The organism is Pedobacter antarcticus (assembly GCF_900103515.1).
GTDB lineage: Bacteria > Bacteroidota > Bacteroidia > Sphingobacteriales > Sphingobacteriaceae > Pedobacter > Pedobacter antarcticus.
On sequence record NZ_FNGZ01000004.1, the window covers coordinates 142,197 to 155,052 of the forward strand.

The 12,856-nt window shown below is 40.5% G+C and carries 11 protein-coding genes; 7 read left to right on the forward strand and 4 right to left on the reverse strand.

Annotated elements, in window-relative coordinates:
• Positions 1-38: 38 nt before the first annotated feature.
• On the reverse strand, positions 39-1,550 hold the full coding sequence (locus tag BLR53_RS10535) for a sensor histidine kinase (RefSeq protein ID WP_074589426.1): 1,512 nt from the start codon (positions 1,548-1,550) through the stop codon (positions 39-41).
• A gap of 199 nt (positions 1,551-1,749) precedes the next feature.
• Here BLR53_RS10535 and BLR53_RS10540 point away from each other — a divergent pair, with 199 nt between their 5' ends.
• Complete coding sequence (locus BLR53_RS10540) at positions 1,750-2,913, forward strand: sensor histidine kinase (protein ID WP_051760144.1); 1,164 nt, start codon at positions 1,750-1,752, stop codon at positions 2,911-2,913.
• Here the strand turns inward: BLR53_RS10540 and BLR53_RS10545 are convergent.
• Together BLR53_RS10545 and BLR53_RS10550 are read right to left on the reverse strand one after the other, a co-directional pair.
• Positions 2,899-4,122 carry a PAS domain S-box protein gene (locus tag BLR53_RS10545; RefSeq protein ID WP_051760140.1) on the reverse strand — a complete coding sequence of 408 codons (1,224 nt, stop codon included), beginning with the start codon at positions 4,120-4,122 and terminating at the stop codon, positions 2,899-2,901. The two genes, BLR53_RS10540 and BLR53_RS10545, sit on opposite strands and share 15 nt — an antisense overlap.
• A 4-nt stretch (positions 4,123-4,126) precedes the next feature.
• Complete coding sequence (locus BLR53_RS10550; RefSeq protein WP_074589428.1) at positions 4,127-5,035, reverse strand: nucleotidyltransferase family protein; 909 nt, start codon at positions 5,033-5,035, stop codon at positions 4,127-4,129.
• Positions 5,036-5,140: 105 nt separating this feature from the next.
• Between BLR53_RS10550 and BLR53_RS10555 the strand changes: the two genes are divergently transcribed.
• On the forward strand, positions 5,141-5,725 hold the full coding sequence (locus BLR53_RS10555) for a methyltransferase domain-containing protein (protein ID WP_157282913.1): 585 nt from the start codon (positions 5,141-5,143) through the stop codon (positions 5,723-5,725).
• Positions 5,726-5,796: 71 nt separating this feature from the next.
• Positions 5,797-7,062 (forward strand): PAS domain S-box protein, encoded by a 1,266-nt coding sequence (locus BLR53_RS10560; RefSeq protein WP_074589431.1) that lies wholly within the window; start codon positions 5,797-5,799, stop codon positions 7,060-7,062.
• A 12-nt stretch (positions 7,063-7,074) separates the two neighbouring features.
• Here BLR53_RS10560 and BLR53_RS10565 read toward each other — a convergent pair whose 3' ends face one another.
• Positions 7,075-8,466: an undecaprenyl-phosphate glucose phosphotransferase gene (locus BLR53_RS10565; protein ID WP_074589434.1), complete on the reverse strand. Its 1,392-nt coding sequence runs from the start codon at positions 8,464-8,466 to the stop codon at positions 7,075-7,077.
• Between the two features lie 102 nt (positions 8,467-8,568).
• Here BLR53_RS10565 and BLR53_RS10570 point away from each other — a divergent pair, with 102 nt between their 5' ends.
• From BLR53_RS10570 to BLR53_RS10585, 4 genes are read left to right on the forward strand one after another with little or no spacing between them, the layout of a single operon-like run.
• Positions 8,569-9,507, forward strand: coding sequence for a glycosyltransferase family 2 protein (locus BLR53_RS10570; RefSeq protein ID WP_074589436.1), 939 nt, complete (start codon positions 8,569-8,571; stop codon positions 9,505-9,507).
• The gene (locus BLR53_RS10575) at positions 9,504-10,892 is read left to right on the forward strand and encodes a hypothetical protein (RefSeq protein WP_074589438.1); all 1,389 of its coding nucleotides are present in this window, start codon (positions 9,504-9,506) and stop codon (positions 10,890-10,892) included. The genes BLR53_RS10570 and BLR53_RS10575 overlap by 4 nt, the downstream gene beginning before the upstream one ends.
• Positions 10,882-11,589, forward strand: a complete 708-nt coding sequence (locus tag BLR53_RS10580; protein ID WP_074589440.1) for an acyltransferase — start codon at positions 10,882-10,884, stop codon at positions 11,587-11,589. Before BLR53_RS10575 ends, BLR53_RS10580 begins: the two co-directional genes overlap by 11 nt.
• The gene (locus tag BLR53_RS10585) at positions 11,582-12,709 is read left to right on the forward strand and encodes a glycosyltransferase family 4 protein (protein ID WP_074589442.1); all 1,128 of its coding nucleotides are present in this window, start codon (positions 11,582-11,584) and stop codon (positions 12,707-12,709) included. Before BLR53_RS10580 ends, BLR53_RS10585 begins: the two co-directional genes overlap by 8 nt.
• Positions 12,710-12,856: the final 147 nt, after the last annotated feature.

Sequence of the window (12,856 nt, forward strand, 5' to 3'; positions counted from 1 at the left end):
AAGAATTTAGAGGCTACCTGTACATTGACGATTTTCGATTACAAGGCTTCGGAAGATTGATTAACAAACTCAATGGAGAATCTGGCACCCTGGTCAGGCTCGCTATCTACCCAAATAGTTCCCCCAATTGCTTCCACCTGTGTTTTGGTCATAAACAAACCCAACCCTTTTGCGCCAGGCCGGCGGTGAAACACTTTTCCAATTTTAAAGATATTATGCTTGTGCTTCAACAGGTCTATCCCTTGCCCGTTGTCCTGAACCGTTAAAACTATTTTATTCTTTTTAGCCTGTGTCAAAAGTTTTATTGACAAAGGCCTTTCGGGAGAATGATAGTGGATGGCGTTACTGATCAGATTATGAAAAATACTGGAAAGATACTTTTGCGGACAGTATAGAATCGGGGCATCCGAGAAATCTGCATGAATATTTCCATCAACTTTTTTAAGTTCGAAAAACAAGTTTCTTACAGTTTCACTAAGACAAGCGTTCAAATTCAGCTCATCCATCTTCAGATCCGTTTCCTGCCGAACCTGAATGGACTCCACCAATTCATTAAAAGTGCTTTTCAAATTATCGATGACGGGTTCCATTTTCGAGATCAGCAGTTGCTGCTCACCCGGATCTACCGATTCACGAATAAACTCCGTTAACATCCCCAGATTAATGAGGGGCCCTCTCAGGTTATGGGAAACAACATTACAAAAATCAATAGATTGCTTGTGCTGGACGGCGAGCTGCTCCATAATCTTACGCTGCTTGTTCTCCAGTTCTTTTCTCTCCGTGATATCTATTCCAAATCCTATAACCATTACAAGTTTTCCCTGATCGTCATTTACAGGAAACATTCTTCTTAGATGCGTCACTATGTTACCGTCGGCAGTTTTTTGATTTTCCTCCCAGCTAATCGTATTCCCTGTATCCTTAACTTGTTGAAATTGAGCCCGGCGTTCTATAGCTATAGCAGGGTCCCGCTTTCTGTAAACCGCGTATTCGAAATCGTCTTTTCCAATTATAAACTTCCTGAGTTCCTCATCTTTAATAGCACCAGGATTGGCAAATAGATACCGGTGTTCCGTGTCAAATACGACGATATCTGTAGGAATATTATTTAAGATACTTTCATAAAAGTCCCTAACGCTTCTATTAGCTACCGGAAGACGCATTTGCAGTAGGTAACCTAATTGTTTAGAAAGCAGTTTCAGTCCTTCCATCTGACCGGTTGTTAAATCCGTAGGTTGAGTAAAGGCGACTGTTAAATGACCTAGTAACAAATTTTCATTAAATTTTATAGGTTCCCTGTAAACTGAAGAATAGGATTTAAGTTGTTGATCAGCTCTTTCCAGATCAGCTATGTCAATTCCTGCGGCTGATTTACATAAATTTCTATCCTGATTTATAAAAGTTAGCGTTGCCGCCGGAGCTGCTGTAAGCAGACAAGCGAGCCGAACGATATTGTCGAATTCGTCCTCTGGTTCTGCATCTATAATCCCAAGTAAATGAAGAATAGCCGGGGTATTTGCTTGATCAGGAGTTGGAGACTGATTTATCATGGGCATTTTTGTATAAAACGGTCAACACATAGCAAGTTATTGTTTTTTCTACAAATTTAAACCAGTTCCAAAACAAAGCACTGTTCATTTTGTTCAACAGAACGAATGTAGGGTCTGCAAGACTATTATTTTTGCAATCATTGTTCATAAAACAAGGAAATTATCAGTTACATTCGATAAATTAGAGTTTTAAAACGTTATGACACAAAACTTTAGGGATCATCCTTCAGCCGACAGCTCTCTCGGTGAGGAAGATATTGAAATGAATAATGAATACCTGACTCTCATGGAAAAATGCCGTGAAAAAGTCTTTCTAATAGATAAAAATGGTCAGATTACTCATTCTACTCAGGAAATCACTGCTCTATTCGGTTTTAGCAAGGCAGAATATCGACAACTTAAGATTATGAATATTGTTCACCCTGAAGACATCCAGCTTGCCGAAGAGCAAATGCGTCAGGTTTTAGCGGTATCTGGCAGAACAATTGAATACAGAATCAGGGTTTTAGATAATCGTGGAAGCTATCATTGGGTCGAAGGCCGGGTAACCAATTTACTGGAAGACGAGCAGGTAGGTGCGTTGGTCTCGCATTTTAGCGAAATTGACAAAAAAATCCATGAGGAAAAAGAGCAGGCGTTACTTATTCAAAACCTGACTAAGAGAAACCTTGACCTTAATCAGTTTGTTTATATTGTTTCCCATAACCTAAGAACTCCCCTATCTAACCTCTCCGGCCTGATTGACATTTTGGATATAGACCATCTTAACCAACATAATAAAGAAATAATTGATCTGTTCAAAACCTCGACAGAGAGACTCAACGAGACTATTACAGACCTCACTTATATTCTCAACCGGAAGAATGATCAAAGAGTTAAAATATCCAGGATAAATGTCTCTAAAATTATGGATAAAGTTTGTTCGTCATTTACCGAACAGATTGAAAATCTGCCAATTATTCTTCATTTAAATTTCACTAATAAACATGTACTGTTTAATAAAAGTTACCTCGAAAGCATATTGACTAATCTTTTGTCAAATGCTATCAAGTACAGGGATCAGTCCCGGACACTGGAGATTGGAGTTAGTCTCACGACCGACCAGAATGGAGAACGTGTACTGAAGTTTTCAGATAATGGTCTGGGAATTGACCTTGACACAAACCAGGATGAACTTTTTGGTTTGCACAAGCGTTTCCATAAACATGTCAATGGAAATGGGGTTGGTTTATTTATTACTAAAGCTCAGCTTACCTCACTAGGCGGAAATATAGAAGTAAGCAGCAAAGTTAACCAGGGTACGACATTTAGTATTACATTTTGCAATGACCTTATTAATCAGGATTTATTAGCTGAGTCCTGAACCATCTGCCTGGCCGATGATAGATTTGATGGCCATATTCAGTTTCTGAGATGAATCATTCAGAAAAGTTAAAGTTTCTTTAGTATCCTCTCCTGGATATTTAATCAAAAATTCGGTCAGACTCATAATATTGGCGAGCGGTGCTCTCACTAAATGACTCTGGATCCAGGCAATTTCCCGCAAATCCTGATTTTGCCGTTCAATTTCTTTGATATAATTAATACGTTCAGAAACATCTGTTGCAAGTACAAGCCTTGCTTCCTTATCTTCAAAATGAATCAGGTTTGTTTCAATTTCAACCGGAAAGACTTCACTGTTCTTTTTTCTATGGATTAGTATACCTGAATAATCCCTGTTACGGATCATGCTGGTTAAATCCATTAATTTACTATGCTCAGATTCCGGTCGTATATCAGTAATTTTCATGCTGAGAAATTCCTCTCTAGAATAACCATATTTTTCACATGCCGCGTTATTTACGTGCAAGAATCTGCTGGTTTCCATGTCAAATACGTACATCGGAACCGGATTAGCCTCAAAAGTATTTCTATAATACTTTTCTGAAGCATTTAATTTAACTGCCAGTGTAGCTTCCTTCTGGATAGTTTGCTCCAGCCCCTTCAGTACCTTGCTCACTAACATTACACTCAATAAGCTAACGAAAATCAAATTACCCGAATAAGAGACCCATAATGGCAGATCATAACTGTACAGCAATGGACTGTCGAAAATCTTATAGTAGATTACCAACCCAAATCCAGCACAAATCAATGCATTAACCCCCACCAGCCAGTAAGCTGCCGGGCGGGGGAAAATCATTGTTGAAAATATAGTCAGTACAATCAAGTAAAGCGCACCAGGACCTTCAGACCCAAGAAATGCGATGTACACGATGGCGAGCACATAAAGCAAAAAAAGCGCTATCACTTTTCTGGTCTGAATCATAATTTTTTTATTAAAAATTATTGGAATTAAAGTAACAACAAAAATAATATTGAAATACTGCACAAAATAACTCCCGGCAAAAAAGCTGTATGTCATCGACGAAACCATCACAATGATACTGAATATCAAACCATAGGTGATTGTGTTTGTGAATAACCTCTTTCGCCAGAACACATGATCCGCTTCCTTATGATCCGGATGAAGCAGTACAGCACTTTCTATTAATGCTTTAAATCTCCACCAATACTTTTTTAGACCAGTCATTTTTTTATATCCACAGATTTTGCGGATAAAGCCCTTTATCCGTTAGTTCCTGCAAAGCTGCTTTCACAACAGGCGCATCTTCTTTAAAAGTAACTCCAAACCAGATCGCCTGGGTAGGAATCATCTTAACAACTCCGTTTCCGGATTTTATCAATTCATCAGAAACTTCCGGAATCAAGAATTCTGCTTTGAGTTCATTCAAATTCTTGTCCAGGAACTTCTCATATTCTAAAGCCGACCAGTTCACAAAATCTGGTGTAAAACAGAAAAAGTTCATACTTACTTTGGTGTCAAGGGGCAGTTCAACATCTCCCTCCGGAGTTTTAGTAAATGCTTTACCCTCCTTCTTGTAAATCTCTCTTCTTTCAGTGATACCGGTCATTTCACCCGCAGCATTGACATGAATTTCTCCCCTTGTTACCGATCCATTATCGCTCAGCGTATTTTTCAGCTCGTAGCCAAGACAAGCATATACACCGTTGCTAACCGCGGTATTTAAAAAATCTGCGGCTTTCTCAAAAGCATCAAATCCATAAAAATCGTCAGCATTAATCACAGCAAAAGGCGCATCCAGAATTTCTTTGCAGCACAATAGTGCATGCGAAGTTCCAAAAGGCTTAACACGTTCTGCAGGAATTGCTCTGCCACCGCTATATTTTTCCAAAGACTGATAAACATACTCAGTCTCTATTCTGCCTTTCAATTTCGGCTCGATTACACCCTTAAATGCCTCAGCAAATTCCTCGCGGATAATAAATATTACTTTTCCAAATCCTGCTTTAATTGCATCATAGATGGAGTACTCCATAATCGTTTCACCCGAAGGGCCGAAAGATTCAGTTTGTTTGTTTCCACCGTATCTGCTTGCCATACCAGCAGCAAGTATTACCAGGGAAGGTTTTTTTAACGCCATAGAATGATAATTAAGTAAAATAAATATGCAAAAGTTACTCCATTTTTTTTGATTACGCGATCTTTGGCTTCTGAAAAGATGAATTCCTGGCCAAAAGCAGCAATTATGAATAAAGATATATTTTCCGGAGATGAAGCTTTTGACAGCTTATATTCCTTGAGGGCAAGGCAATTATCGGCCATTCACTGGACTCCAATGGAAATTGCTAAAAAAGCAGGCGCATTTTTATGTGCTGACGGCGGTAAGCATATTCTGGATATTGGCAGCGGTGTTGGTAAGTTTTGCATTATTGCTGCACATTTCAACAATGATTTCGTTTTCCATGGTATAGAACAAAGGAAGTCTCTAACAGACGAGGCATTAATTGCCCAAAAAGCAACAAACACCGGTAACGTAAACTTTATTCAGGGGAATTTTAACAACCTTAGAATGGAAGAATTCGACCACTTCTATTTTTATAACTCCTTCATGGAGAATCTCGATTACCATATCCCTATAGATAACCTTATTCCAACATCGGCAGAGATTTACACCGAGTATCTCCAGACCTTTCAGGATGTACTGGAAGACCGGAAACCGGGTACACGATTGGCTACCTACCATGCCGATGAACATTATATTCCCGGCAGTTATAAAAAAATAAACCACCGTCCGGGAAACCCACTAATCCTCTGGATTAAAAATAGTTAACTTGAAAAACGAACAAATACAACATTAAGTTGTTTTAAAATGACAATCCCAGCAGATTTACCAGATTCGCCATGAAACAACCTATATCACAAATTCCAAGAATTTGGTGGCTGCAGTATTTGAAATTTATCCGACATCGAATACCGGCCGTCGAAAATGGAGAATACTCCGGGTGGTCAGGATTGTCTTTTGTTTACGTTGTTGCATTTTCTATCCCTTTTTGTCTGCTTGCCATTGTGCCGAGAATCATTTACAGCCTTGGCAGGTCTGACCTTTACAACGCGCTTTTTGGTGCATTATTTCTGCTTTTTCTATTCTCTTTTTTATTAAATAAACGACCCGGCATTAACAGTAAGAAAGTCTTTTCTATAGGGATGATCTACCTGTTTTCTATTAATCTGCTTTTGCAGAACGGGACACAAGGACCCGGAATTTTATACGTTGTACTCGCCTCTGTTTTCTCTTCGATCCTATTCCACAAAAGCTATGCATATTATACTTTGCTGGTGAATGTGTTAATTCTATTTGTATTAGGCATGGACTTACGCTTGAATTGGTTCTCCTCTTACGTTTCGAGCGAATATGAACCGGTCACCTGGTTTTTTTACAGCGCGAACCTGCTCTTTGTAAATCTTGTGTCGATTGTTCTTATACGCCGTGTAATTTCGCGTCTGGAAAGGATAATTAACAATGAAAATGAGCTTTTAGGACAGCTTGCAGATGAATCATTAGAAATTGCAGAATTAAATAACCGGCTTAAAGAATCAGAAGATTACTACAGATATTTATTCGCGTCCAATCCAATTCCAATGTACGTTTTCGATGTAAAAACATTCCATTTTATGCAGGTTAATGAAGCGACTATTCAAATGTATGGCTATACCCGGGACGAGTTGTTAACGATGACAATGTTGGATATCCGGCCACCGGAGTACCGTGAATCAATTGAAGCACAGGTCAGGGAGGCTGGGAAAACCAAAGCACCCTATCTGACTCAAACTGTACATCGCAAAAAAGACAACACTGAGTTTTCGGTAGAAATCAGGAGTAATCCCATAGAAATCAATGGCCGCAAAGGAAGACTTGTTTTGGCCACAGATATCACAGAAAGACAACACTACATCAAAAGCATAGAAGCGCACAATAAACGACTGCAAGACATCGCCTGGATCCAGAGCCATCAAGTACGCGCACCACTTGCCAGAATCATGAGCCTGGTTACATTGCTAAAAGACATTGAAACTCAACCCGAAAGCCAGGAAATGTTAAATTATCTTGATATCTCTGCCAACGAGCTCAATGAGATCATTACCAAAGTCATTCGTCGGGCAGAATAACTGTAGAAACCTTTAGGCGGCATTCTCATTACCAATGATCACATGCCATGCAGTTAGAAACACAATTTTCATGTCGAGCAGTAAAGACCAGTTCTCCAGATACCAGATATCGGCTTTCACCCGCTCCTCCATTGAATCCTGTGCGATAGTCTGACCCCGGAAACCCTTCACCTGAGCCCATCCTGTAATTCCAGGCAACACGAGATGTCTCACCATAAACTGGTCAATCAGTGCAGAGTATTCGGCCGTATGCTGCAGCATATGCGGCCTCGGTCCTACAACTGACATCTCGCCAAGAAAAACATTTATAAACTGAGGTAATTCATCAATGCTGTTTTTACGTATAAACGCACCCAGACGCGTAATTCGATCGTCCTTTTTCGTTGCCTGAACTAAATCAGCTTCGGCGTTGACAACCATGCTCCGGAATTTCAGACAATAAAAAGGCTCGTTATCTTTACCCGATCGCAGCTGCCTGAAAAAGACAGGCCCGGGAGAACCAAGTTTTATCAATAAACCAAGCAATGGGATTACCCAGCTTAAAATAAAGATAATAACCAATGAAGAAATTAACAGATCAAAACCTCTCTTCAAAACCTGGTTAATCTTAATTTCCAGCGGCTCGGTCCTGGCACTCAAGATTGGCAGATGCCCAAACCACTGTACCGTTACATTCTTTTTAAAGTAATCCTGAATGTCGGGCACCATTTTGAACCGGATCATTTCCCGGTCCGCTTCCCTCATCAACGAATGAATTTTTGGCAGACAGCTGTCCGGCAGAACGCAGAAAACTTCCTTAATACGATTCTTTTTTGCGTACACGATTGCCTCATCCAGGTTACCCAATAAAGGTTGTTTTAAATCTATTGGAGAATTATCGTCAAAAAAGCCCACGACTTTATAACCGAGAATCATCTGCCCATCCATGTGTTTTTTTAACTCCCGACCTAGTGTATTGGCGCCAATAATAATTACAGGCTTATAATCAATTAGCTGTGCCCTCCATGCCCGTCTCCATAAAAGGAAGCCAATTTTACCGGTGAGAAACAGTATTGCGAATAATAAGAATGTAAGTAATATTGTCCTGCTGAAAACATCCAGTTCTGTGACTGTGACCATAAGCAGAACCAACACTAAACCAAATAACAAGAGCGAACCTAAAGCCTCTTTAATCGTCGGTATCGCATCCTTAATAAACATATTACGGTACAATCCCGTAACCTGCGCCATATTAAACCAGACTACATTGGCCAGCATGATATGCAAAAACGAAATTTGCGGACGGTCCAGACTTTCCGGAAAAGTAAGCACAATAAAATAGCCGATAACCCCTGAAAGGTTGAGCAGAATTAAATCCAGGAAGATACCTATAGTCCTGTAATAGGCACCGTACTTATCGGTCATGAGATTGGAATATGCGCAAACTTACAATAAATATTTATTTCCTCGTGAGTTCAAAAGTATGTCGTTTTTGGCAATACGGTAGTTTTTGCAGAACTTTGAAACATGCCTAAGCCCGTTGCTCTGATCCTGCTGAACTGGAATACTCCTGAATATACGGCCAGTTGCATTACTTCCGTACAACAAAATTGCGACGCAGCAGATTACGATCTGATCATTGCAGACAACGGCTCTACCGACGGCTCACTAGGCAAACTCCGCACCCGGTTTCCCGATCTGATTTTTATAGATAATCAAACCAATCTCGGATATGCAGGTGGTAATAATACAGCATTACAATATGCATTAGACCATGGATATACCTATTCCCTGGTTATGAATAACGATACTACAGTAGGCCCCGGCATGATCAGGGGATTAATGAACCATCTCGATCAACATCCCCGGGCCGCAGCCGCACAACCTGCTATTTACTGGATGCATGAACCCGAAAAACTATGGAATGCCGAAGGACGTTTTCAACAGATAACTGGAAAAGTCTATGCAGTAAAAAAGCCAACCACTAAAGAGATGATCCTTGCAGAATGGCTTACCGGATGCTGTATTTTACTGAGGAATACAGTACTTAAAGAGTGCGGCCTGTTTAATTCCAGATTCTTTCTTTACTATGAAGACGTCGAATTATCATTCCGGCTCAGAGCTGCCGGATATGAGCTCCACTATCTCCCAAACCTGAGTATGTATCATGAGGCAGGAGCATCCGGAAAGGTAAGTGCGCAAAAAGAAGGAACACTCAACCCGATAATTCATTATTATGTGAGCAGGAACCATCTCTGGTTTTTGCGCAAATATGGTAATCCCCTATTTTATCCCGTTATGTTTCTTGTTTACACACCATACTATACTGCGTTGTTAACCTATTTTTTACTCCGGGGACGTAAAAAAAAGGCTTTAAGTTTATTTAATGGGCTGAAAGATGGATTATTCGAATCAGAAAAAGTAATTTGGCCAAAAATCGGCACTGCGCTTAAACCAAACTCATGATTGTTTTCCCACTGTTGTTCTTGTTATCTTTTATAATTGCAGTAAGAGAAATCATCAGGGGAAATACCCAGGAATTCCTGCTATTTCTGATTTTCGGGCTTTCTATCTATACCACAGCTATGTCCGTGGCCTTTATGATCGGACTAAAAGATATCATTCCTGCATTTCAGTTCTTCAAAGAATTACTTATACTTACTGTCCTTGGCATAGGAATTATGAGCTTGCGGGAGAGACCTCGCTTTCATCTCATAGATTACCTGATCCTCGCCTTTTTACTTTATACATCTCTTTATGCAATTCTACCTTTGGGGGAGCAAAGTTTTGTAAACCGGTTAGTTGCGTTGAAAAGTACATCCTTTTTTGTAATTGTATACTTTGCAGGGAGGTTTTTCGACCCTAAAAAGATTTACGTTAATAAATATCTAAATTACATTGTACTGCTAACCATAGCTGCCGGAATTACGATATGCCTGGAAGTATTATTTAATCAGCACCTGCAAACCCTTACCGGATATGCAGACTACAGTTATTATTTCTTCAACTTTGAACCAAGTGGAAATTACGGGCTGAGCTGGACATTTGAATCCGAAGGCGGATTTAAACGCTTTGCAAGTTTCTTTGCCAATCCATTGGAAAATGCGGCAGCAACCTTACTCGCACTATGTGCAATCGGCGCATTGTATACCAGAGATGATAACCGCTTCATGCCAAATGTTTCCGGGTTACTTGCCCTCGCTTCGACCTTTGCCTGCATTACGTTTGCCATTTCCAGAGCCCCTTTTGCCAGTTATTTTCTCGTTATCTATATCTACGCATTACTTACGCGCAAAAAATATATCACGCACACCATTCACCTGGGTGTTGCAGCAGTCGCCTTGTACTTTATCTGGGTCCTGAGCAGCTTTGAAGACAAGGCAGATGGCATAGTTGAGGTCGTTATTAATACCCTTAACTTTAGTAACCCTTCAAGTGTCGGGCACGTTGTAGAGTGGATCCAGGGTATCGATGCGATGATCAGCAGCCCCTTTGGGCTTGGTTTGGGCACATCAGGACGTGTTGCCGGATCTTTGGGAGAGAACACGGGCGGAGAAAACCAGTTTATTATCATTGGCGTACAAGCAGGAATTCTCGCACTTCTATGCTATCTCTTTATTTATATAGGCTTTATCAGAACCGGGTTAAAATGGTTACCCGCACTTAGAGGCAAAGAGAGAAAAGTCTGTATGCTGGTTCTATTATTGAAAATTGCGATCTTTATTCCTCTGTTAACCTCAGAAGTAGAGTCTTCATCTTATATATCCTATATGAATTGGTTCTTTTCGGGATTATTTATCAGTATTGTCATGCAATACTCCAAACCAAAGGAGATCCAACATGCTAATTGAGAAAATTATAAGAAAACTGAAGAACGACCCCGATTACAAATGGGAAAGTGTTTACAGCACCCGGGATCTAAGTATTATCAGTGGCCGGAGAGCTATACAGGTTATCAGAGGTATGTGGCAGAAAATATGGCTTAAGCGATCCTCGGGACTTCTTTTTATAGGAAGCCGCGTAAAGATCAGTCATGCCTATCAGCTTCAGTGCGGTAAGAATCTCATTCTCGAAGACAACGTTTTTATCAATGCCTTATCAGAAGAAGGAATTCAGTTCGGTGATAACGTTTCCATTGCACGCGATTCGATACTAATCTGTACCGGTGTCATTGCCCAAAGAGGTAAAGGCATTACTATAGGCAGTGGAACCGGTATCAATGCAAGGGCATATCTTGCAGGACAGGGCGGTATTACTATAGGAAAGGACGTCATCTTCGGACCCGATGTTAAAATATTCTCTGAAAACCATAATTATTCAGACCCGTTGCTTTCCATTAAAGCCCAGGGTGTAACCCGTAAAGGCGTTACTATCGGTGATAATTGCTGGCTTGGTGCCGGGGTCACTATTCTGGACGGCGTTAACCTGGGCCAGGGATGCGTCATTGCTGCCGGAAGTATTGTGAGCCGTTCTATTCCCGAAAACTCGATAGCAGCCGGCGTTCCCGCTAAAATTATTAAAAACAGAATAACCGGTGAACATGCATAAGAAACACTTGACTATTGGTGTCGACATCCGCGACCTCCAGACTGCAAAAACCGGAACCAGAACTTACCTCGAAGAGTTATGCAAAGCCCTGTATAAACTTTCAGGAGAAAATCTGACTATACATTTCCTGGACACCAAACTCAGCGCCGGACCCGGAGAATCAAAACTCTCTAAATACAGTAACCATTTTTTTTACCAACTCTGGAAACAAGTTGTTCTGCCACTCAAAGCTGCCAGGAAGCATTGTGACTTTGTACTTTGCACAGACAATTTTGTACCGCTTATCCACCTGGGGTACCAGACTGTGCCCGTTTTTCACGATGCATTTTTCTTTGAAAACCCAGAACACTATGGAAAACTCTGGCTCAGGCTTTACCATTTAACCGCCTTACCAGCTGCCCGTAAATCTGCATTTGTGATCACACCCACAGCGTATGCGCAAAAACAGCTGGCACATTATACCAATATTCCGAAAGAGCATTTTAAAGTCGTTTACGAAGGTCCAAAAACACGTGTAAATCACCCTTCAGCAGCAGTCTTGCAACAATTCAGTCTCTTACCCCAACAATATATCCTGCATGTCGGATCACCATTTAAACGTAAAAACATTCCCGCATTGATCCGCGCATTTGCAGCTTTAAAAAAACAGAATCCCTCTTCAATAAAACTGGTACTTGCCGGTCCCGATCAGGGGCTGCAGGACAATACCGAATTCCTGCAAATTCAGCATGAAATCCAAAATTCAGATTATGCACAGGATATTATTATAACCGGCTATCTCAGTGAAGAAGAACTAGCTGGAATGTATACCTATGCCCTGTTCTATGTATTCCCATCGTTAAATGAAGGCTTTGGAATTCCGGTACTGGAAGCTTTTCAATATGGAATTCCAGTTATGGTTGCAGATAATACCTGCCTGCCTGAAGTAGGTGGTGATGCAGTCTTAACCTTCAACCCTAAAGACGATAACGACATTACGGAGAAGATGCAGTCTCTTCAGGAAAATGCGCAGCTCAGATCCACACTCATTCAGGCAGGAAAAACACGCCTCACCCAATTTTCATGGGATAAGGCAGCTGCAGAAATCATTCAGCTTTTTAACGAAAATCAGCGTTCTTAGCATCACAGCCCCTTATATTTCGGCAACTAAATCATTTCTGTTTACTTTCTAAGATGTTAAATAATAGCGTTTAATGTTAAAAATTTAAGATGCATGTAACTTTTCTCAAAAGCCATCGTCTTAATTACAAACGAACCAGAAAAGCTC